Below are 21,548 nucleotides of genomic sequence, written 5' to 3'. Positions count from 1 at the left end.
TCATGACGGCAGTCGCAATACTATTTAGTATTGCAGGTGTATTTGCACAGGATGATTTTCCGGCGACATCCAACAGATTGGTCAACGATTATACAAACACATTATCGCCCACTCAGGTACAGCAGTTAGAGCAAAAACTACTGGCTTTTGAAGACTCTACTTCCATACAGATTGCGGTAGTCTTGATGAATTCAACAGGATCTTATGATATCAGTGATTATGCCGTAAGACTAGCTCAAAAGTGGGGCGTAGGAAATAAAAAGTACAACACAGGAATACTGTTGCTTGCAGCAATTGGAGATCGTGCTGTCACTATTCAGACAGGGTATGGTATAGAAGGTGCTGTTCCTGATGCGATCGCACATCGCATCATTGAAAACGAAATAAAGCCAGCTTTCCGTGCGCAGGATTATTTTTCAGGAGTTAATAAGGCAACAGATGCTCTGATTTCCTATACCAAAGGAGAGTATAAAGCAGATCCTAAGCAACCCCAAGGAAAGGGAGGCACTTCAAAGATGTTGATCGTCATTGTTATTGTTATCATTGTCATCGCAGTGATTTCTAGAAAAGGAGGAAACGGTGGAAATGGTGGTGGTAAAGTCATGAATGGTACAGGAACTTCCGATCTGTTTTGGTGGACACTCTTAAATACACTTGGACGAGGTGGTTCCGGAGGTGGCGGCTTTGGTGGCGGTGGAGATAGTGGTGGTTTCGGCGGTTTTGGTGGCGGTGGCTTCGGTGGTGGCGGTGCCAGCGGCAGATGGTAATCCAAACCGTATAAATGAAGTAATAAATATCAAATTTATATACAGATGAAAAAAGGAATATTATTGGGATTAGGACTTATCCCGACTTTAATTTTTGCACAAGAGAATTTTACCGTAACAGGTAAAATACAAGGAGCGACAGATAAAGCAAAAGTCTTTATGCAATATGCTGAAAACAATGCGCGCAAAATAGATTCAACAACAGTAACAGGTGGACAGTTTAAATTTAACGGTACAGTTGCTGGACCTGTTAAAGCGTACTTAATTCTTTCAGCAGACGGAACTAGCATCAAAGAAATACAAAATCCTGATTTGACACAAGTATACCTGTCAACTGGAGTGATCAAAGTAGAATCTACTGGTGAGATGAAAAATGCAGTTATTTCGGGTAATGCGATCAATAATGATTTTGCAAAATACCAAACTGCTGTTAAGCCTTTCTCAGAGGGGTTTCAGGCATTAAATAAGCGTTATTCAGAAGCTACTGAAGAACAGCGTAATGACCAGACTTTTATTGCAGGTCTGCAAAAAGAAGCCGGAGAAATCAATGAGAAACAAGAATTGGTGGACGAGCAGTTTATTAAAAATAATAAATCAAGTTTCATTACATTGGATTTATTAGGAGATAAATTAGATGCTGAAAATGTCAATTCATTGATTATTCCAAGTTATCAAGCGTTATCAGCAGAGCTAAAAAACAGTAAAAAAGGTAAAGAATTAGCAACAAGAATTGAAAAGTTAAAAGCTGTAGCTATCGGAGCAGTAGCGCCGGACTTTACATTGCCTGATACTGCAGGCAATCAGGTTTCTCTTTCTTCTTTAAGAGGTAAATATGTATTATTAGACTTCTGGGCAAGCTGGTGCGCACCATGTCGCCAAGAGAACCCTAATGTTGTAGCAGCATTTAATAAATTTAAAGACAAGAACTTTACTGTATTTGGAGTCTCTTTAGATAATCCAGGTAAAAAAGACGCCTGGTTGAAAGCAATTGCAGACGATCAATTAGGACAGTGGCCGCAAGTATCAGATCTGCAAGGCTGGAAATCTGCTCCAGTAGGATTATATGAAGTGCGTGGTATTCCACAAAACTTTTTAATCGATCCGACAGGAAAGATTGTTGCCTCTAATTTACGAGGTGAAGCTTTAGAAGCTAAATTAGCAGAATTGCTAAAGTAATAGCAGTGTAAGGATATCTTAAAAAGGGCTTTTCAATTCGTTGAAAAGCCCTTTTTATGTTTACTATTGTACATGCGTACTTTTTTAACCCTTATTGTAGCGACCGTGTTAATGGTCAGTTGCCAAAACAAACAAGAAGCGGGAGTACCCGTTCTGAACCTTGCCTCATTAGCGGCAATCCCATTAGACAAGCCCATTGATACTTTAGCGAAAGGCAAAGCCTTTATAGATGTTAAATTGCCTCCTGGAGCTCGAATTGAAGAATTGTCGAAAGAAGATTTAGGACTATTAAAAGCCGCTGCTTATCGTTTTTTTGGACAAGTTAAATTAGTCGACAATCAATATATCGCAAATATCAAAGAAGGAAAAGAAATTGCGGTTTCGGATGCTGTGGTTGCAGCTTATTTGAAAGCAATAGCCAATACCAATGCATTTGCAGACTCCTTAAAAAAAGAAGGACAAGAAATCCAATTGCCGGCTATAACAGATGAATACCGTAATGCTTTATTAAAATAATAAAAAAGCCGATTATATACTAATCGGCTTTCTTTTTGTCATATTTTGAAACCTGTACTGTATAACTTTTTATTGTTGCCTCGTTACTTCTTGATTTGTACTATATAGATGAGTTTTTTGGGTACTTCTTATGTTAGATGGTTCACTCTCATTTTTCATTCGGTCCAGTGCCGTCACCATATAATAGTACTGTTGATGTATATCCAGGTCACTATCATCAAATTGAAGGTCATCCTCATTATAAGAAATATGGATGATATTCTTACTATTATTCAAATCAGGTTGATCCCCTTCTTTAAATCGGTAAACAATATAGCCATAAGCAGATTGACCATCAGACGCACGATCGGGTTTTTGCCAGACTAGGTGATTTAATTTTGTGTTTTCTGAAGACCTCAACTGTAATCCAAAAGGTGCATTGGGCGGGATACTGTCGATCCACGGCATCGTCGGAGGCAAAGCCGATGTTTTATACAGATTACGTTGCAAAGAATCCTGAAGACCGGCAAGATTGTCCGTTAAAGATTTTGAACTAAAGAAGATACTTCCCTGTACATTCTGTTGTTCTCGTAAAAAACGGATCTGACGCGGAATTTGGCTTCGGTCAGTCCATCCAGGTTTTTGCTCATTCACGCGATAAGCACCATGACCGATATAAAAGTGTCGGCCATAAGTATGATGTTGCCACCATTCAACCAGAATTTCATAAGCGGCAGCACGGTTTTGGAAAGGAAAATAAATCTGGGGATTGATGTAGTCTATCCAACCCTCTTTGATCCATTTCACGCCATCCGCAAATAAAGTCCGGTAACCACTTAAACCATGTGTATTAGAACCGTCACGGTTTGCATCCTTATTATCCCAGATACCAAAAGGACTGACACCGTATTTTACATAAGGTTTTTTAGCTTTGATCGCAACGCCCAGATCGTGAATAAGCACATCGACATTATTTCTGCGCCAATCCTCTATATTTGAAAAGTTGTTGCTGTATTGGCCAAACGTTAGGCGGTCCGGAATAGCAGTGTTGCGGCTGTCGGGGTAAGGATAAAAATAATCATCAAAATGAACACCATCAATATCATAATTACTGACGACATCCATGATGACATCGATGATATATTGACGCACCTCCGGTATTCCCGGATTAAATAACTTTTTTCCAGCGTATGTAAAAAACCATTCGGGTTTCTTTTTCGTGATATGATCTTCTGAAAAATGGTTCGGGTTTAGAGTTGTTGAAGCACGGTAAGGGTTGATCCAGGCATGCAGTTCCATTCCTCTTTTATGGCATTCAGCGATAATGAAATCCAAAGGGTCATAAAAAGGTTCAGGAGCCTTTCCTTGTTTCCCCGTTAAATAACGGCTCCAGCCTTCTCTACCACGACCATAGAAAGCATCTGCCGCAGGTCGAATCTGGAAAAGAATAGTATTCATACCCGACTTTTTGTGCTGGTCAAGTATTTGTATCAGCTCTTGTTTCTGTTTTTCAACATTAGTGCCAGTGGCGACTGTTGGCCAGTCAATATTACCTATAGTGGCAATCCAAACACCGCGAACTTCTCTTTTGGGGCTAGGTTGAGCGAATAAAAGTTGTGCTGTTGATGCTATTAAAAAAAATACTCCAAGTAAGTGCAGAACGTGTTTAATTCTCATTTGTTTAATGATAAGTTAACAAAGATAATTAAGCTTTATTGATAAAGTATTAAATCTTTGTAAGAACTTTGTGGTTGTTTTATATTCTGTAAATTGCAATGTTTTTGGACTGTCCTAAAAACATTATTTTTATAGCGCTTTTATTAGTATAGCATGAGCAAAGAGCAAATTTCCGTTTTTGATATGTTTAAAATAGGTATTGGACCCTCCAGTTCACATACCTTAGGTCCCTGGCGTGCGGCACAGCAGTTCACAAAAGTACTGCAGGATAAGGATGTACTTAATAACGTCGAATCTGTTAAGATATTATTATACGGATCTTTAGCCAAAACAGGTACAGGACACGGAACTGATATTGCTGTTATGTTGGGCTTAAGCGGAGATGATCCTGTAACTTTTGATGTAAATCAAGTAACACCAAAAGTAGAACATATCAAATCTGTAAATCAGTTGCGCCTGGCTGGTACACATACCATTCCATTTACATACAAAGAAGATTTACTTTTTTTATATAGTGAAAGCTTACCTTTTCACCCCAATGCGGTTACTTTTCAGGCATTTTTGAATAATGGAAAGGCTCTTAGTGAAACCTATTATTCAATTGGTGGTGGATTTGTTGTTCAGGAAAATGATGAGAGCAGTTCTTCAGCAGAGGTCGATCTACCTTTTCCGGTAGATACCGCGCAGGATTTATTGCATTGGTGCCGTAAGACTGGTTTGAAAATCTCAGAACTCGTATTAGAAAATGAACATGCTTGGCGTGAAGAAGAAGAGACGCGCGCCGGCGTATTAAATATCTATAAAACCATATACGAATGTATATACCGCGGGTGCCATACAGCGGGAACACTTCCAGGAGGACTTAATGTAGAAAGAAGAGCTGCAAAACTGAATCAGCGATTGCTTAAAAACCGAAGCTATCACGATTATGAAAGCTGGATCGCAGCAATAAAAGCAGGAGGGGAGAATTTTCAATATATCCTGGATTGGGTAAGTTGTTTTGCTTTGGCCGTTAATGAAGAAAATGCTTCATTTGGAAGAGTCGTTACCGCGCCAACAAATGGAGCGTCTGGTGTTATTCCTGCCGTATTGCAATATTTTATTACCTTCCATAATGGAGATTCAGAAGATAAAATTATTCAGTTTATTCTAACCGCTTCCGAAATCGGTTCCATATTTAAAAAAGGAGCAACTATTTCTGCCGCTATGGGCGGATGTCAGGCTGAGATTGGAGTATCATCAGCAATGGCAGCTGGAGCATTGACCGAATGTCTCGGCGGATCGCAAAGACAGGTTCTCATGGCCGCAGAAATTGCGATGGAACATCATTTGGGCCTAACATGTGATCCTATTGGAGGTTTAGTACAGATACCATGTATTGAGCGAAATACGATGGGAGCTATAAAGGCTATCACAGCTGCGCAGTTGGCCCTGCAATCCAATCCGGATAAAGCCAAAGTCAGTCTCGATACAGTCGTGAAGACCATGTGGCAGACCGCGTTAGATATGAACGTTAAATATAAAGAAACGGCAGATGGCGGTTTGGCTGTACAGATTCCGTTAAGTTTACCGGAATGTTAATGTTAAGGAACCCGTTGTCATAAAAATATTTATGTTGCATGAATTAGGTCTGATCATGCAATATAAATGTCAATAACGAATAAATGAAATACATATGAAGTATTGTGCTATTGCCTCAGGCAGTAATGGAAATTGTTATTATATCGCGAAAGGCGATACAGCTATTCTAGTAGATGCAGGTATTAATAATAAGCACATTCATCTCCGTATGTATAATCTAGGTATAATTCCAACTCTGATCAAGGCCGTTTTTATTACCCATGAACATACGGATCATATTCGGGGTTTATCTGTTTTTGTCAAAAAATATAATATACCGGTGTATATCACTCAGGGGAGTTACGATGGAACAAGATTGCATCTTCCTGGTCATTTGGTGCATATCATTACCCCAGATGCCGTCACCGAGATCGGAGAGATGAAGATTTATGGTATACCTAAATATCACGATGCAAAAGAACCATGCAGTTTTTTGATTTCCGATGGAACGCATAATATTGGTGTGTTGACCGATATAGGCCGTCCGTGTTCAAATGTGCAGCATGTCATCAAACATGCAGATGTACTATTGCTAGAATCCAATTTCGATGAAGAGATGCTTAGAAATGGGCGATATTCCTATTTTTTAAAAAATAGAATCAGTAGTGGCTGGGGGCATCTTTCCAATACAGTTGCATTGGAATTATTCAACAAATACCGAACATCCCGTCTCAAACACTTAATGCTAACACACCTTTCAGGCGAGAATAACACCGTAGAACTGGTGCATGAAACATTTAGAGCCCATTGTGAAGATATTCTTCTTTCGGTTGCCACACGCTATGAAGAAACAGAAATTTTTGATGTTTTAGACCTCCAGATACAACAAGATAGAAACGTTATTAGTCAGTGTGGATAAAAAAAGTATTCTTTCTTAAAGTACCCAATAGAAACGCTAAAGTTTACAACTTTGGCATTTTTGTTTTAGTGCTAAAATTATTAATAATCTTAAAATCAGAGATGTTGTATTTGATTAAATAATTTCATAAAGCTTTAATGTTTAGCATTTGTTAAAAGTAGAGCTTTTTTAAACACTTAAGTTTAATTGCGTAGCACATTAATCTGTTTTTTTATAAAAACCGAATTAATTAGTCCGAAACAATAAACTGTAAAATAGTCCTAAAAAGGGGAAAATTTTCATCAAATAAATTTGTTAAAAATTGTAAAAATTTCCTGTAATTAGGAAAAAAAATCGTATAGATTGCGCAATCGATTGTTTAAAAATAGAACAAACGTTTGCTGTGTTTTTCAATTAATTATTATTCCTAATAAGTAAGTTAAGCCAATGTAAAATTTGAGTTACCATTTCAATTGCTGTAAATTAACCTAAAATTTACTAACCAAATCAATTGTTATGAAGAAAATTTTACCAATTTTTCTCTTCTTTTTGATGTCGTGTAATTTATTGTTTGCACAAGTAACTAATATTACTGGAACAATAAAAGACGACAAAGGAGGGGTACTACCTGGGATAACAGTATCCGAGAAAGGAACCACCAACCAGGCCGCCACCGGGAGTGATGGCGTATTTACACTAAAAGTCCAAAAATTACCAACAACCATCGTTGTTCGAGGTATTGGTTTTAAGTCCAAAGAACAGCAAGTTCAATCTGAAAAAGGGATCAGTATTGTATTAGCTACTGATAATTCAGCATTGGATGAGGTTGTAGTAGTAGGATACCAAAGACAGTCGGCAAAAAAATCAACCGGTGCAGTTCAGGTTATTTCCGGAAAAACAATCGAGGATCTACCTGCACCAAGTTTTGAGAGTTTATTACAAGGCCGTGTGGCAGGGGTAAACATTCAGAACTTTACAGGTGAGCCTGGTGCACGTAATACATTTACGGTCAGAGGTAACTCAACAATTTCACCAGATTTAAATGCAGAAATTGATCTCGCTAATACCATGAGTTCACCTTTGTATATCATTGATGGTATGCCACTTTCAGTTACCGATTTAGCAAACTCTGGTGCCACGGGAACGAATTATGTGGCTGGCATCAATGTCAATGATATTGAAAGCATCGTCATTCAAAAGGATGCAGCAGGAACTGCGGTTTGGGGATCGCGTGGAGCCAACGGTGTTATTGTGATCAGGACAAAAAGAGGTCTTTCAGGTAAGCCACAGGCTCGTGTTTCGTATTACAAAGGAATTACGGAACGCCCGCAATTGCAACGTACTTTAGGTGGAGCAACAGAACGTCGTGCGAAAATGGATATTTTGTCGCAATACGCCAACTGGTCTCAAATGAGAGGATTCAATCAACCTTTGACAGATAGTTTAAATCCGAGCTATAATAATGCGACCGATTGGCAAGATTTATTTTACACAACAGGAAATATCGATAATGCAGATGCAAGTATTTCAGGTGGAAACGAGGTCGTAAATTACCGTTTATCAGCAGGTTACTATAACGAAGACGGTGTTGTTCGCAATACGGGTTTTAAACGCTATTCATTACGTGGTAACTTTGGTTTTACAATATCACCAATCATAAAATCTGATTTTATGGTTTCGGCAGCCCGTATCAATAGAAAACGCGGTTTAGGAAGAGGAATTGATGAGGTCGTTCCTGTAAATCAAGGCGCTATGCCTTCTTCATTTGTTGGATTAGGTCAGTCAGATTATGATTTCTATTATGGTCAATTCGATAAATTGAAAGATGATAACCAGACGGATAACCTGAATATTTTTTCAAAGACCTATGTCGATATTATTAAAGGTTTGCAATATTCACTTGAAGCCTCTGCTCAGGTCAACTTAGATAAGCGTACACAATTTCAGCCTAGAGAGTTAAATAATGGTGTGAACTATGCAGCGTCTAATGGTCGTAATGCATACACTTACAATTTAGCGAATATCTTAAACTACAATAAAACGTTTAATGAAACGCATAGTATTATCTTAACAGCGATGCAGTCTTTTCAATACGACAAGCAGATGACAGATAATATCACAGCGTACAATTTGCCAACAGATGATATCAAAGTCATCCAAGGGGTGGCACAAAAGGATCTGTATGCTAATTCTAACATTCTTGAGTCCGGTCTTTTGTCTTACATGGGGCAAGTTTCTTACGATTATAAATCTAAATATATTGTCAATGCCTCATGGAGAGCAGATGCTTCATCTCGTTTTGGTAAAGATACCAAGTGGGGATACTTTCCTGCAATTTCAGGCGCTTGGATAGTGTCAGATGAGAACTTCTTGAAAAATACCTCTTGGATTAATTTATTAAAATTAAGAGGCAGTTGGGGCTTATCAGGTACTTTACCGACAGATTTCTATGCACCATTTAATATGTGGGCAACATCTTCCAATACGTATAATGGGGAAACATTTTCTTATCCATCATTTACAAAGCCTTTGACTTTAAATACATTAACATGGAATAAATCGGAGCAAACGAATATCGGTTTTGATTTATTTACTTTCGATAACCGCTTGAATATTACATTCGATGCATATCGTAAGATTACAAAGGATCCAATTATGGCATTCCCATTTCCTTACTACACCGGTTATACATCGTTATCATTTAATGTTCCGCTAACCGTGTATAATGAAGGAATTGATTTGACAATTGCCACACATAACCTTTCGAAAGAAAGTAAGTTACAATGGAATACAAACTTCAATTTAACCTACAACAGAAATCGTATTGGTACCTTACCTTTTAATGACCGTAGTTTCTATGCAGATTCAAGAGGCTACAATCAGCAGTTGATGTACACTGTAGGTAGTCCAATTTATCAATGGGCACAGATGAAGTATCAGGGAGTGTATGAAAACCAGGATCAGATCCCTGTTAACCCCGTTACAGGAAAACCTCTTACTTACTTTAAAGGAAACTATGTAGTAAAACCAGGTTATCCAGTATGGAATGATGTCAACCAAGATTGGGATGTTTGGAGCGATGAAGACAAAGGAGCAGCAGATGGTGATTTAGTACTTACTGGTAATCCAAATCCGAAATTTACAGGAGGATTGTACAATGAGTTTATTTACAAAAACTTCTCATTCAGCATGTTGAATACCTTTACTATCGGTAGAGATATCATCAACAATCTAAAAAGTAATCAGTTTAACACAATCGGCGGTAGTCTAACGAACTTTACAAACAATCGTTTACCTGATCTGGAAGGAGTGAACTATTGGACACCGGAGAAAGCGAAAGATCCAAATTATGTAGCAGACTTTCCTTCTATAGCACCATTTGGAGGATATTTCTACCAGTTCTTACCATTTAGTACCATGTTCAATGAAAATGGATCATACTTTAAGATTAAGACACTTTCAATGGGATATATAGTTCCAAAGAAAATTGTTGATCGGATGAAAATTGGAGCACGTGTGATTCGCTTTTATGCGATGTTGGATAATGTGCATACTTTCCAGAAAGCTTCTGTGCCTGATGCTGAATTGGTATCACCACAAGGTGAATACAGTGGTGGTGCATATCCACTTCCTAAGAAGTACACTATCGGTCTAGAAGTTAACTTTTAAAATCTTGAAACATGAAATTTAAACATATATTATCAGTTATTGGAATTTCTAGCGCATTAATGCTAGGATCTTCCTGTGGAAAATACCTCAACCTGTCTCCACAAGGGAGTACTTACGATGAGGTGTTTTGGATAGATGGCGCAAATGTGCAAAAGGCAACTTTAGGTGCGTATGCATTGTTACGTGATGGGATTCGTAATGAAAGATCATATTTTATTTTTGGAGATATTGCTTCAGGAGTATTGAAAACTGGAGGAGATTATTGGAATTATACTGATCTTTCAAAAGGGGGAGGGTATAAGTTTAGTTATGCCCCATATTTAGAAGGAAGCTTATGGAATTGGACACGTTTTTACAAAATCATCAATCAATGTAATTTGATTATTGAACATACGTCCGAGATGGACGTCAGTTTATTTGAAAATGGTGAAGATGAAAAAAAACAATATATAAGCGCAGCGAGATTTTTGCGCGCCTATACCTACTTCTACATGCAACGTGTTTGGGGTGATGTACTTTTGGTCAAAGAGACTTTTAAAGATCCGCAAAATATTCCGGATATGCCAAGGAGTCCACAAAGTGAAACCTTAGCATTATGTAAAGAAGATTTAATTTATGCATCGACAAACTTAGAGCAAGGAGCTATTAAGAGCTTTGCATCTAAAGGTGCAGCCAATGCACTTTTAGCACAAGTCTACGCTTGGGAACATGATTACGTAAATACAGAGAAATATATTGCGGAGTCCTTAAAGGGAGGTTATGCATTAGAAGATATAAAAGATTATAAAAAAATCTGGAAAGGAGATTCCAAAGAATCAATTTTTGAAATCAATATGGCGTACAGTCAAAGTGGTGGAGAATGGCTGAATGATTTCTTCAATGTGTATTTAACAAGTGCAAATGTACCGGGTAAAGGAAGTGCATCTGTATGGGAAATTGATCCAGAATTCCTAGCAGATCAGGAAGAGGGATTCAAGGATGGATCGGTACGTTATGATACGATAACAGCTCCATTCCCGGACAATGCGGCTAAAAGAGTGATAACGAAGTATAGCAACCTTGAACATTATAGTGCCAATGATCCGAAGTTGTATGCTGTAAGTAACAATTTGGTATTGATCAGATTGGCTGATATGATTTTATTACGTGCAGAAGCTTATTATAAAAATGGTAAACAAAATCTGGCATTAGAGGATTTGAATACAATTAGAAGAAGAGCCGGTTTACAAAATATAACATTATCAGGCAATGATCTTTTTAAAGAAATTTTTCTAGAAAGAAGAAGGGAATTAATTGGTGAGGGTACTATTCAGTTCGATTTAATTCGAATGAATCTATTTACAGCATTTGATGATTATTCGGCTTACTATACTGAAGAAAGAATCGCTAAACAAGGTTATTACTGGCCATTAAATATGCGTGCTCTTTTACCTCAAAACGAAAAATTAACACAAAATCCGTATTGGATGAACCATTAATTTGACAAGTCATGAAAAAAATAATTTTAAATATAGGTATCCTTCTTGGGATTATAATAGGAATAAGTTCTTGTAAAAAAGATGATTATTTTGTGGGTGGCGATTTGCATAATCCCAAAATCAATATGACCACTTACGATTGGATGAAAAGTAATAAATATGGTGTCTTTGACACTGTGTTAATGTTAATCGATAAAGCAGGTGTTAAAGATAAAATCAATGCACCCGGTATTACTTTTTTCGCACCCACTGATTATGATGTTTACAATTACGTACAGGCTAGAAGTATTGCAATACAAAAAGTAGACCCAAAGAAGATGTGGACGGTAGATTCCATTATCAAATATGAACTGAATAGATTTAAAGATTCAATAGATATTTATATAGCTAAAGAAAGCCTGTTGAATGGATCGCTAACAGAAAAAGGTAAAAAATATAAAAATGCTAAAGGTGGTGAGTTCATTATCTCTTATGAAGAAACAAGAGATCCTGCATTAGGTTATAACCCCAATTCAACTGTAATTCCGAGAGTGGTTATGTTTACGCATTTGTTTAAGCCAGTTGCTGACGACGTTAATGTTACGAGTATCGTTCCTCCGGTAGGTAGTCGAGTACTGGTACAGACTTCAAATGCGCAAACAACAACAGGAGTTGTGCATGTTTTAAATAACTCCCATACTTTATTCTTTTATAGATAATCAATATGAAAAAGAATTTAATATATTCACTAGCTATCGCATTATTAGCAGTGACGGCATGTAAAAAATTGCCGGATGGAAACCTTAGTGATATTATTCGTTATGAAGTGTTACCGATGCAGATTAAAAAAGGTAGATCAGAGGTTTCTACAGCGATTAATCCAGCAGGTTCTTCAAAACCGACAGAGTATAAGCTATCAAAAATTTATGAGAAAGAATCTGGTAAGGATGTAACCGATATTTTTCTGAAAACGTATCCGATTAAAATCTGGACGAGATTGTACGATTCAAAAGTAGACAACACAATCGAAAAAATTGATGCAAAAAGGAAAGATACTGTAATGACGGCCTTATCAATCAATAAATTTTCAGGAGCAATAGAATCAAATGAAAATACATTACTATTACCTTCTGGAAACTATTTGTTTGATCTGGAGATTAAAAATAGTACAGGAACCCGTAATTATCCTAAAATAGGAGAATTCACATTAGTAGATGCACCGTTGTACGAAGTTCCTGCTGTTCGATCTACTGTTGCAATGAAAGTTGGTGCTGAAACAACAACAAAATCAATTTCAAGCAATGCAAGCCACATCAAAGTGGAAAAATTGGCGGCAAAAGAGAATAAGATCATTGTACGAATTGTAGATAAAAACGGTGAACCTTTTAATCCAAAAGCGGGTGAAGTTGATCGTCGACCACTGGGTGGTACATCAGTAGGGTTTTTGCAGACGATGCAGGATTATGCTTTAACAACCACCTTATTTGACGACCGTATGGAATTTACTTATGGGGTAGTGCCTTTTCCTTTGGTTTCCTTAGGAAATGGATTTAATTACTATTACAGAATTCCGTCAAAATATGTGAAATTTGATGATAGTTTAGAATTACCTTACAATACGTATTCCTGTAATGCTCGTTTCTCTTTTCAAGCATTTGTTGGCGGAACATATCAAATCGATGTAATCGTACCTCAAGTAACGAGGGTAAAATAATTGCTTACTCTTGAATAAATACAAGACGCTTAACTAATTTTGGTTAAGCGTCTTTTTTATACCCCAATTATTTCTTACCTCCAAACAAATGAAATCACTATCTTTATATAGATTACACTTATAACCCTATTATGATGAATGCTAAACAATTAATCAGTTTTACAATAACAATTTGTATGGTGCTAACCATTGGTAAGGCACAGACCAAATGAAAGTACTGCAATGAACAGATACGAACAGGCGCAGAGCAGACAGAGAAATATCTACCCTATTTAAAAGGTAAAGGAGTTGCTATATTAGACAATCCATCAACAGTAATAAAAGCGCCATCTTGTCTACAGTCTTTTGTGTAGAAAGATGATTGTTATCCATCTGAAAATCATCGTATTATCGCAGTATTAAATAGCCAAAGGAGCGTAGCGATGAGCTCATTTGTGCCATTAAAAGACAAATTATTAATACAAATAATAAGTATCTTTATAATGGCAAAGAGACCCAGAGCGAACTTGGGGGGCAGTATGATTACGGGGCTAGGTTCTACGACGCTGAGATTGGTAGATGGAATTCGATAGATCCGCTTGCGGAAGCATTTGAGAATCTATCACCTTATAATTATGGCACCAATAATCCTATTTTAATGGTAGATCCTACAGGAATGGCAGCAGATACAACTGTTAATATTAGTGTTAGTGCTAAAATGGGAGAAAATCAAGTATTATCAGTTACTCAAACTACTACTACGACAATAGTTGATAAAGATGATGAAGGTATGACTACTACAAAAATAGTTTCAACCGCTTCAGATCGTGTTTCTATCGATCCTGAAAAAGATACTAAAAGTAGTGATATCATGACCAATACTGTAAAAAGTTTTCGTGCTAATTCGGGTAAAGAGAAAGTACTTGATAGAAGCAGTATTCAAGAGTCTAGAAGTAAAACCAAGGTAGATATAGGGCCACTAAAAGAGGTTACTAAGAGTCTTGAAAGATATAGAAATACGAACGGAGAACAATTTGTAACTGCTATAAACAGGTATGGTTCTAATGCTACAGCTGTTGCTGGTGGTGGTGCTGCACCGTTTGGGACCGCGTCTTTAGCTACGCAATTGGTGAATAAAATTTTTGGAAAGGGATCACAGTTGGCAACAGGAATTTTGGCAATATTGCCAAGTGTAGGGGTATCAACAAGTAACCATGGTGTTAGTAAGTATATCAGTGCTTTTGGTGTAGGAAATGAGAAAATTATGTTGATTAAACAGAATAATGTTGAACGATTTAGATTTTTAAAAAAATAAACATAATGAATAAGACTATTGTTACTGTTTTTTTTATCTTATCTTTCTTTTTTGGAGTATCTTTAATTATTTACCAAACGGTAACAGAATTTTATAATAAAAGATGCATAGAAGATAAATACGGCGTTAATTATAACGATCAAAGAATCAGATTAGGATTGTCCACCATACCCTCCAATTGGTCAATTAAGTGGTATGATTCAAGTGTCGAATGGAAAGATCCAGTCTTTCGCCTTGGACATCGATGGAAAAATATATCCTTTAAAGGTTGTCGTATTTTAAATGAACTTGATCTTTTTGTTTTAGAATATGATAAACACATTAAGCAATATAATAAAATCATTAAGATTGAAGCGGAATATGATGAAAATGAAAAGTTGAAAACTGTTATATATAGTTTGCAGGTAGATGATTATAGTAGAGAAATCTCTAAGGCTAAAGCTGATTCGTTATTGAGTACTATAATAATGGATTTATAATATAATCAAGATATATCTGTACAAATAATAACTTATATTACACTAACAGATAATTTTCTAACAAAAGCGAGCGATTAAATATATTTGATCGCTCGCTTTATTTTAATACATATACTTAAAAGTACTACCAAAATATTATAATAATAAGCCTTCTTTCTATCCAATTTTTTCCTCCTCTCTAAACAAATGAAATCACTATCTTTATATAGATTACACTTGTAACCCTATTATGATGAATGCTAAACAATTAATCAGTTTTACAATCGCCATTTGTATAATGCTAACCATTGGTAAAGCACAGACAAAATTAAACTATTGCAACGATCAGATACGAACAGGCGCAGAGCAGACAGAAAAATACCTACCCTATTTAAAAGATAAACGAGTTGCCATCTTAGGCAATCCATCAACAGTAATAAAAGAGCGCCATCTTGTCGATAGCCTTTTGCTTAGAGGAATCAATATTGTCAAGATCTTTGGACCAGAGCATGGCTTTAGAGGAAATGCAAGTAATGGAACCGAAGTATCGGATGAACGAGATCCAGCGACACAGATCCCTATAATTTCCCTGTACGGAAATAAGAAAAAACCAACAGCAAAGGATTTAGCAGATGTCGATATCTTTATTTTTGATGTGCAGGACATGGGCGTCCGTTTTTATACCAATATCAATACCTTACGAGATATAATGGAAGCGTGTGCCGAAAATGGTAAAGAGTTGCTTATCCTTGATAGACCAAATCCCAATGCATACCTCATTGATGGACCCATACTCGATATGAAACATAAATCAGGAATCGGTCAGTTCCCGGTACCCATTGCCCACGGTATGACTACGGCCGAATTTGCTCAGATGATCAACGGAGAGAAGTGGATGGCAACAGACCGTAAATGCAAATTGAAGATCATTCCAATAGAAGGGTATAACCACAGTATGCTATATAAATTACCTGTCAGCCCATCACCGAATCTCAATACTGAACAGAGTATAATTCTATACCCCAGCACCTGCCTCTTTGAAGGAACCAAATTGAATCACGGTCGTGGAACAGATTTTCCATTCACCATTGTTGGCAGTCCGATATATAAAGGAATCTTCACATTTTCCTTCACACCCGTTAGTAAAAAAGGAATGAGTGAAACACCACTGTTCATGAATGAAGTCTGTTACGGATTAGATTTACGAGATTATGATTTGCAAAGTCTCGTTGACAGCAAAGAGATCAATGTTTCATGGATAAAAGAAATGTACAATAAATCCCCGGAAAAAGATAAATTCTTTGACCAGAGCTATTCCAAGCAAATCGGTAGTATCGAAAAGCTGGCCGGAGTAGACCAATTTCGAAAGCAGATAGAGAACAATGTGAGCGATCAGGAAATCAGAGCAAGTTGGAAAGCAGGTTTAGAAAGCTATAAAAAGATGCGTCAGAAATATGTCCTTTATAAAGATTGATGTAATACAGGAAAAAATCACTTATTCTACAGGTGGCACATCATTTTCATTAAAACCAATTAAAACACGCCATTAATCGGCAGTGGTTTGAAGTTCCTTTGAGAATCATTCGAGACAAGTAGGAGACAAGTTCGGCGATGGTATGCCTTCTGTTCGGCGTTTGTTTGCCTCCTTGCCGAACCCCTCCCGAACAATAGGCGAAAGAGAGTCGAACCATTCCCGAAGGTGTTCCCTATGAATGTCAAGGCACTACCGACTCAATCCCGAGTAAAGTATGGACTTTCACGGACTTCTACGGACTTACATGGACTTTTACGCACTTAAATTTACTGAATGTAGAGATATGAGCTAGTTGATTCATAAAGCTAATAATTGTATTTATCCAATAAATAAACTATTTTTAGTAAAACCAGTATATCATAAATCATGTTCGATTTCGAAAAACCTAAGAATCCATATCGAAAAAAAGGAAAAGATTATAATTTGTCAGAGAACAGCAAATTAGCAGGAGCAGATTTCGCATACTCCAATACATTAGCCAGCAGGATTTATAAGCAGATGAAAATCATACAAGATGATTCCGCTAAGTACGAATCCTTCTTACGTCTCAAAAAGAAGCTTTACATGGTCATTCGAAATGATCGTCAACATGATCTAGGACAATTGAAATTAGGATACGGGAACATAAATCCGCTAAAGAATTTCCGTTTTTCACCAAAGACCAGTTGGCAAACTTTCTTTATGAATTATCCCACAACAAATTTTGACGAGGAGAAAGAAGAATTATGTATAAGTACTCCACCGATTTTAGCCCGTGAACTAGATACACTTCCTGAAAGAGTAAGAAAAGTTATTCTGAAGATGCATATCATTAAAGTGTCCATAGATGATGAAAATACAGTTGATATAAGTTCAAGTAAAGAGTTGGTTATAGTTAAGGGTGATGATGTCGAATCACGATCGGTCATTTTTTCCATTAAAGATAAACCCAATGTGCTATTATTATGTGTGGCCACCGTACGGATGTGGCTATTATCTACAGATCGTAAAGAGGAATTTCTGACCCTAAACACAAAATATATGACTGCAGAAATATTTGATGCCATATTGATTCGTAACGGTCAGATCTGCAAGTTTGAAGAGGAAACAAATAAAGAAAGCCGTCCTTCGGAATTTCCAGATTCAGATGAAGAACTAGATTGGGTGTAATAAGTTTTGAAATTTTAATAAAAGTAATATTTTGTGAGCTTGTGCTTCCGTAGAATCATTTTAATTTATCGTTCTTAGAGTTTGAGCAGCCTCCGACTTGGAGAGGAAAGGCCGTAAATGAAGCTTTTGCTAAATAATGATTTTTTAAAAGATATATCCATTACTAGGGGAAATTAATAGTAACAGGAAGCCCTCTGATCTGCTCAGGGGCTTTTGCATTTAAGAACCAAATTTGATTAAAGAATAATACTTTGTAAATTAGGACATATAAATCTAAACATGCTATTTAAAAAATCAACCTTCTTCCTGTTATTATTTTCTTGTGCAATCGGAAGTGGCCAAGTTCATGCCCAAACAAAAGAACGACCGAATATTATCGTATTCATCGTAGATGATATGGGATGGGAAGATACTTCGGTTCCTTTTTGGAAAGAAAAAACTTCGTTAAACAATTTTTATCAGACACCGAATATGGAACGTCTGGCGAGCCAAGGTATGAAATTTACACAGGCTTATGCCAGTAGTGTTTGTTCTCCAAGCCGGGTAAGTTTAATGAGTGGCATGAATGCCGCACGACATCGGGTGACCAATTGGACATTAAACAGAAATGCTTCCGTAGATGCTAAAGATGATGAGTTGGATTTTCCTTTGTGGAACGTAAATGGTATGCAACCCGTTGATACCATAGAGCGATCTGTATTTGTCAATTCCTTGCCTCAACTATTAAAGGAAAACGGATATTTAACCGTTCATGCAGGAAAGGCTCACTTTGGAGCTGTGGGAACACCTGGAGCTGATCCTATAAATTTGGGGTTTGATGTGAATATTGCCGGTCATGCAGCGGGTGGTCCTGGTAGCTTTCTGGGAACAGAAAATTTTGGAAATAATAAAGATGGAACGCCTAAAAGTCCTTGGGGAGTACCGGGTTTGGAAGAATATTACGGTCAGGATATATTCTTGACAGAAGCATTGACGCAGAAGACACTAAAAGTTTTGAATGACTCATTGTCAAATCAAAAACCCTTCTTTTTGTATATGTCACATTATGCAGTGCATGTACCTTTTAATGCAGATAAGCGGTTTTATCAGAAATATATTGATAAAGGAGCCACGCACGTAGAAGCACAATATGCTTCAATGGTAGAAGGTATGGATAAGAGCCTCGGCGATATGATGGATTTTTTGGAGCGTAAACATTTGACTGAGAATACGATCATCCTCTTTATTTCTGACAATGGTGGTTATGCAATACAGGATCGTGGTAAAACAGGTAAAAAACACAGATGGAATGAACCGTTAAAAAGTGGTAAAGGATCGGCCTATGAAGGTGGGATAAGAGTACCCATGCTGGTTAAGTGGCCAGCTGTTGTTAAAGAAAATTCGAAAACGGAATATCCTGTTATAATAGAGGATATATTTCCGACTGTATTGAGCATGGCAGGTGTTAAAAAAACAAAAGCTGTGCAACACATAGACGGAGAAAATTTTGTTTCGGTATTGAAGACAAATAAGCAGGCAAACCGTAAATCGGCAATGTATTGGCATTATCCAAATAGTTGGGGCGAGACTGGACCTGGAATAGGTGCAACAAGTACAGTGAGAGACGGTGGCTGGAAATTGATCTATTGGCATAAAACGCAGAAAAAAGAACTGTTTAATATCAAGAACGATATCGGAGAAGAGCAAGATCTTGCGATGAATAATCCTAAAATCGTAAAAAGGTTATCAGATAAATTGGGTGCTTATCTTCGAAATGTAGATGCACAGATGCCAATTATTAAAAATACTAAAGCTACTGTTCCTTATCCAGACGCAGTTTCAGATCGGTAGTGGTTTGTAATAAATTTTGGTAAATGATATCTGAAAATAAAAAAGCCCTCTAGCATATTTTAGAGGGCTTTTACTTTTTTTTAGCTACCTAATTTATTCCTGAGTTTAATTTATGCTCCATACATTTTTCTATTCCTCCCACAGCATGTATCGTCTGCAGAGCAATGGGGAAGATTAGTAAGTAATGGAGAAATTTCGAACGATCCTTCACTGCATACTTCGGTAAATAGCTAAACTCTTTCTATGTTAGTTTTTTCCTTTTCATGATTATAATATTGGATTATTATGCTATTGGGTAGCATTAAATAGGCTGTCTGAAAGGCTATATCAAGGGGTGTGTGTTTGTGTTCATTTGCTACATTTTAGTTTGTGTTATTTCTTGTCATATCTTTTTGGTGAGATATGGAGATGAAATGTAACATTGTATTCAGACGCCTTATTATTTATCGATTTTATAACATAATTTTTTCGTTAACTGCTCTGTTTTTTAAGTTTATGGCGACTGTAAGGTTTGCTGAATACAGGTCATGTTCTCTTCTAAAGTGGTTACCGTGTCAAGATGATCTGCTGCTTCCACATTGAGTAGTGTTATTTTATGTGTAGCGTCTTCTTTTAAATTTGCGCCTTTATTTTTTGTTTCCAGTTCTGCTGAATTCATTTCCGACATTTTTTCTTCATCTCGTATATCATGAGGACCGCCTAATGATTCATTTGTTTCATTATTGGATTCCGCTTCTTCATGTTGTTTTCTAGATTGAATATGAACATAGGGAGGAAGAGGAATAGTGATGCCTCCATTCTCATAGATGTAATAAAGTGCGTACGCCAGACGAATGAGAAACTCGCGAATAACGACAATTTTATCACCGAAATGTTCATCGCCGATAGATCTCTTTAAAGTTAGCTGTTCCATCAGGTCATCCATGGTTTTATACCATTTTTGTAAGGACTGATAAGAGAAAAACTTACGAATCAAATCGTAGGGACTTTTTTTATTATTACAAGTGAATTCAGGTCCATACGAATAATTGAAGTAATCTTTTCTTGTGTCAAATAATGTTAAGGGATTCTTATGTTTGGGTAGTCCACATTGTTTAAAAATAACATAAGCTATTTCCATCTGCTTAATCATTTGATGGCAATTGTAGCCATTTTCGGGATAACCACCGGTCGACATCGCTGGATAAGCTCCAGTTGTTACAAAGAGATTGATATCGTTTTGCCAGTTAATAATATCAGTTTGCTGTTGGAAAAAATCACGGATGTAAATCATGGGATTTTTGATATTCTTTTTACTTAAATAGCGAAAATGTTTCGCTTTTAGTTTCTTTTGCGTATTTTTCATAATAGAAATTTTGGTTTAAAATGGTTTTAATTATCTTCATAAAACTAATATAGGAACTATTTTAAATCAAAACAAATTATTTTAAGATTAAATTTGCATATATGAGTGATTATTTGAAGAGAATTAAGCTTGTTGCTGATCGGGAAGGTATGAGTGTTTCTGCTTTAGAAGCTGCTATTGGGGCCAGTAAAGGCGTTTTCACAAGAGCCCTGAACAATGGTACAGATATTCAATCCAAATGGCTAATCAGCTTGTTAGAAAATTATCCCGATTATTCAGCAGAATGGTTACTAAGAGGTGAAGGATCGATGTTATGTGCTAAATCAATCGTTAAAGAATTTAATGAAACCTACTTAACTGCCGAACAAGAAGGCATTAATAATGCTGTGATTAATGCCTTACATCAAGTAATAGCATCTCAAAATGCAACAATTAAATCTCAGGAAAAGATAATTTCCTTCATGGAGCGACAATTATCAGTTTACGAACAGGAAAATACATCGTCAAAAAAGGAGTAACCCATAC

The 21,548-nt window shown here is 36.7% G+C and carries 17 protein-coding genes; 15 read left to right on the top strand and 2 right to left on the bottom strand.

The window, feature by feature from the left end:
- The first annotated feature begins 2 nt into the window (after positions 1–2).
- From FHR29_RS23540 to FHR29_RS23530, 3 genes are all read left to right on the top strand, one after another.
- On the top strand, positions 3–767 hold the full coding sequence (locus FHR29_RS23540) for a TPM domain-containing protein (protein WP_409322012.1): 765 nt from the start codon (positions 3–5) through the stop codon (positions 765–767).
- Positions 768–812: 45 nt separating this feature from the next.
- Positions 813–1,943 (top strand): TlpA disulfide reductase family protein, encoded by a 1,131-nt coding sequence (locus FHR29_RS23535; protein WP_183917562.1) that lies wholly within the window; start codon positions 813–815, stop codon positions 1,941–1,943.
- Between the two features lie 72 nt (positions 1,944–2,015).
- Complete coding sequence (locus FHR29_RS23530; protein WP_183917560.1) at positions 2,016–2,459, top strand: hypothetical protein; 444 nt, start codon at positions 2,016–2,018, stop codon at positions 2,457–2,459.
- A 69-nt stretch (positions 2,460–2,528) separates the two neighbouring features.
- On the opposite strand, the gene FHR29_RS23525 is transcribed toward FHR29_RS23530, so the two are convergent.
- Positions 2,529–4,115 (bottom strand): glycoside hydrolase family 10 protein, encoded by a 1,587-nt coding sequence (locus FHR29_RS23525; RefSeq protein WP_183917558.1) that lies wholly within the window; start codon positions 4,113–4,115, stop codon positions 2,529–2,531.
- Positions 4,116–4,268: 153 nt separating this feature from the next.
- On the opposite strand from FHR29_RS23525, the gene FHR29_RS23520 reads away from it, so the two are divergent.
- From FHR29_RS23520 to FHR29_RS23470, 11 genes are all read left to right on the top strand, one after another.
- Positions 4,269–5,696 carry an L-serine ammonia-lyase gene (locus FHR29_RS23520; protein WP_132840886.1) on the top strand — a complete coding sequence of 476 codons (1,428 nt, stop codon included), beginning with the start codon at positions 4,269–4,271 and terminating at the stop codon, positions 5,694–5,696.
- A gap of 94 nt (positions 5,697–5,790) precedes the next feature.
- Positions 5,791–6,594, top strand: coding sequence for an MBL fold metallo-hydrolase (locus FHR29_RS23515; RefSeq protein ID WP_183917556.1), 804 nt, complete (start codon positions 5,791–5,793; stop codon positions 6,592–6,594).
- A 495-nt stretch (positions 6,595–7,089) separates the two neighbouring features.
- Positions 7,090–10,242 (top strand): SusC/RagA family TonB-linked outer membrane protein, encoded by a 3,153-nt coding sequence (locus FHR29_RS23510; protein WP_183917554.1) that lies wholly within the window; start codon positions 7,090–7,092, stop codon positions 10,240–10,242.
- Between the two features lie 11 nt (positions 10,243–10,253).
- Positions 10,254–11,720: a RagB/SusD family nutrient uptake outer membrane protein gene (locus tag FHR29_RS23505; protein WP_183917552.1), complete on the top strand. Its 1,467-nt coding sequence runs from the start codon at positions 10,254–10,256 to the stop codon at positions 11,718–11,720.
- 11 nt (positions 11,721–11,731) lie between these two features.
- Positions 11,732–12,418 (top strand): hypothetical protein, encoded by a 687-nt coding sequence (locus FHR29_RS23500; RefSeq protein WP_183917550.1) that lies wholly within the window; start codon positions 11,732–11,734, stop codon positions 12,416–12,418.
- Between the two features lie 5 nt (positions 12,419–12,423).
- Positions 12,424–13,413, top strand: coding sequence for a DUF5007 domain-containing protein (locus tag FHR29_RS23495; RefSeq protein WP_183917548.1), 990 nt, complete (start codon positions 12,424–12,426; stop codon positions 13,411–13,413).
- Between the two features lie 430 nt (positions 13,414–13,843).
- The gene (locus FHR29_RS23490) at positions 13,844–14,707 is read left to right on the top strand and encodes an RHS repeat-associated core domain-containing protein (RefSeq protein WP_183917844.1); all 864 of its coding nucleotides are present in this window, start codon (positions 13,844–13,846) and stop codon (positions 14,705–14,707) included.
- A gap of 5 nt (positions 14,708–14,712) precedes the next feature.
- On the top strand, positions 14,713–15,186 hold the full coding sequence (locus tag FHR29_RS23485) for a hypothetical protein (RefSeq protein ID WP_183917546.1): 474 nt from the start codon (positions 14,713–14,715) through the stop codon (positions 15,184–15,186).
- A gap of 277 nt (positions 15,187–15,463) precedes the next feature.
- Positions 15,464–16,639, top strand: coding sequence for a DUF1343 domain-containing protein (locus FHR29_RS23480; RefSeq protein ID WP_260292878.1), 1,176 nt, complete (start codon positions 15,464–15,466; stop codon positions 16,637–16,639).
- Between the two features lie 426 nt (positions 16,640–17,065).
- Positions 17,066–17,848, top strand: coding sequence for a hypothetical protein (locus FHR29_RS23475; protein WP_183917545.1), 783 nt, complete (start codon positions 17,066–17,068; stop codon positions 17,846–17,848).
- 279 nt (positions 17,849–18,127) lie between these two features.
- Entirely contained in the window at positions 18,128–19,678 is a 1,551-nt protein-coding gene (locus FHR29_RS23470) for a sulfatase (protein WP_183917543.1), read from the top strand.
- 493 nt (positions 19,679–20,171) lie between these two features.
- Here FHR29_RS23470 and FHR29_RS23465 read toward each other — a convergent pair whose 3' ends face one another.
- Entirely contained in the window at positions 20,172–21,023 is an 852-nt protein-coding gene (locus tag FHR29_RS23465; protein ID WP_183917541.1) for a hypothetical protein, read from the bottom strand.
- 101 nt (positions 21,024–21,124) lie between these two features.
- Between FHR29_RS23465 and FHR29_RS23460 the strand changes: the two genes are divergently transcribed.
- Entirely contained in the window at positions 21,125–21,541 is a 417-nt protein-coding gene (locus FHR29_RS23460) for a hypothetical protein (RefSeq protein ID WP_183917539.1), read from the top strand.
- Positions 21,542–21,548 lie beyond the last annotated feature (7 nt).

Source organism: Sphingobacterium sp. JUb56 (genome assembly GCF_014191365.1).
GTDB lineage: Bacteria > Bacteroidota > Bacteroidia > Sphingobacteriales > Sphingobacteriaceae > Sphingobacterium > Sphingobacterium anhuiense.
Note: the sequence above shows the minus strand (reverse complement) of the source record. Positions and strands in the feature narration are given on the sequence as shown.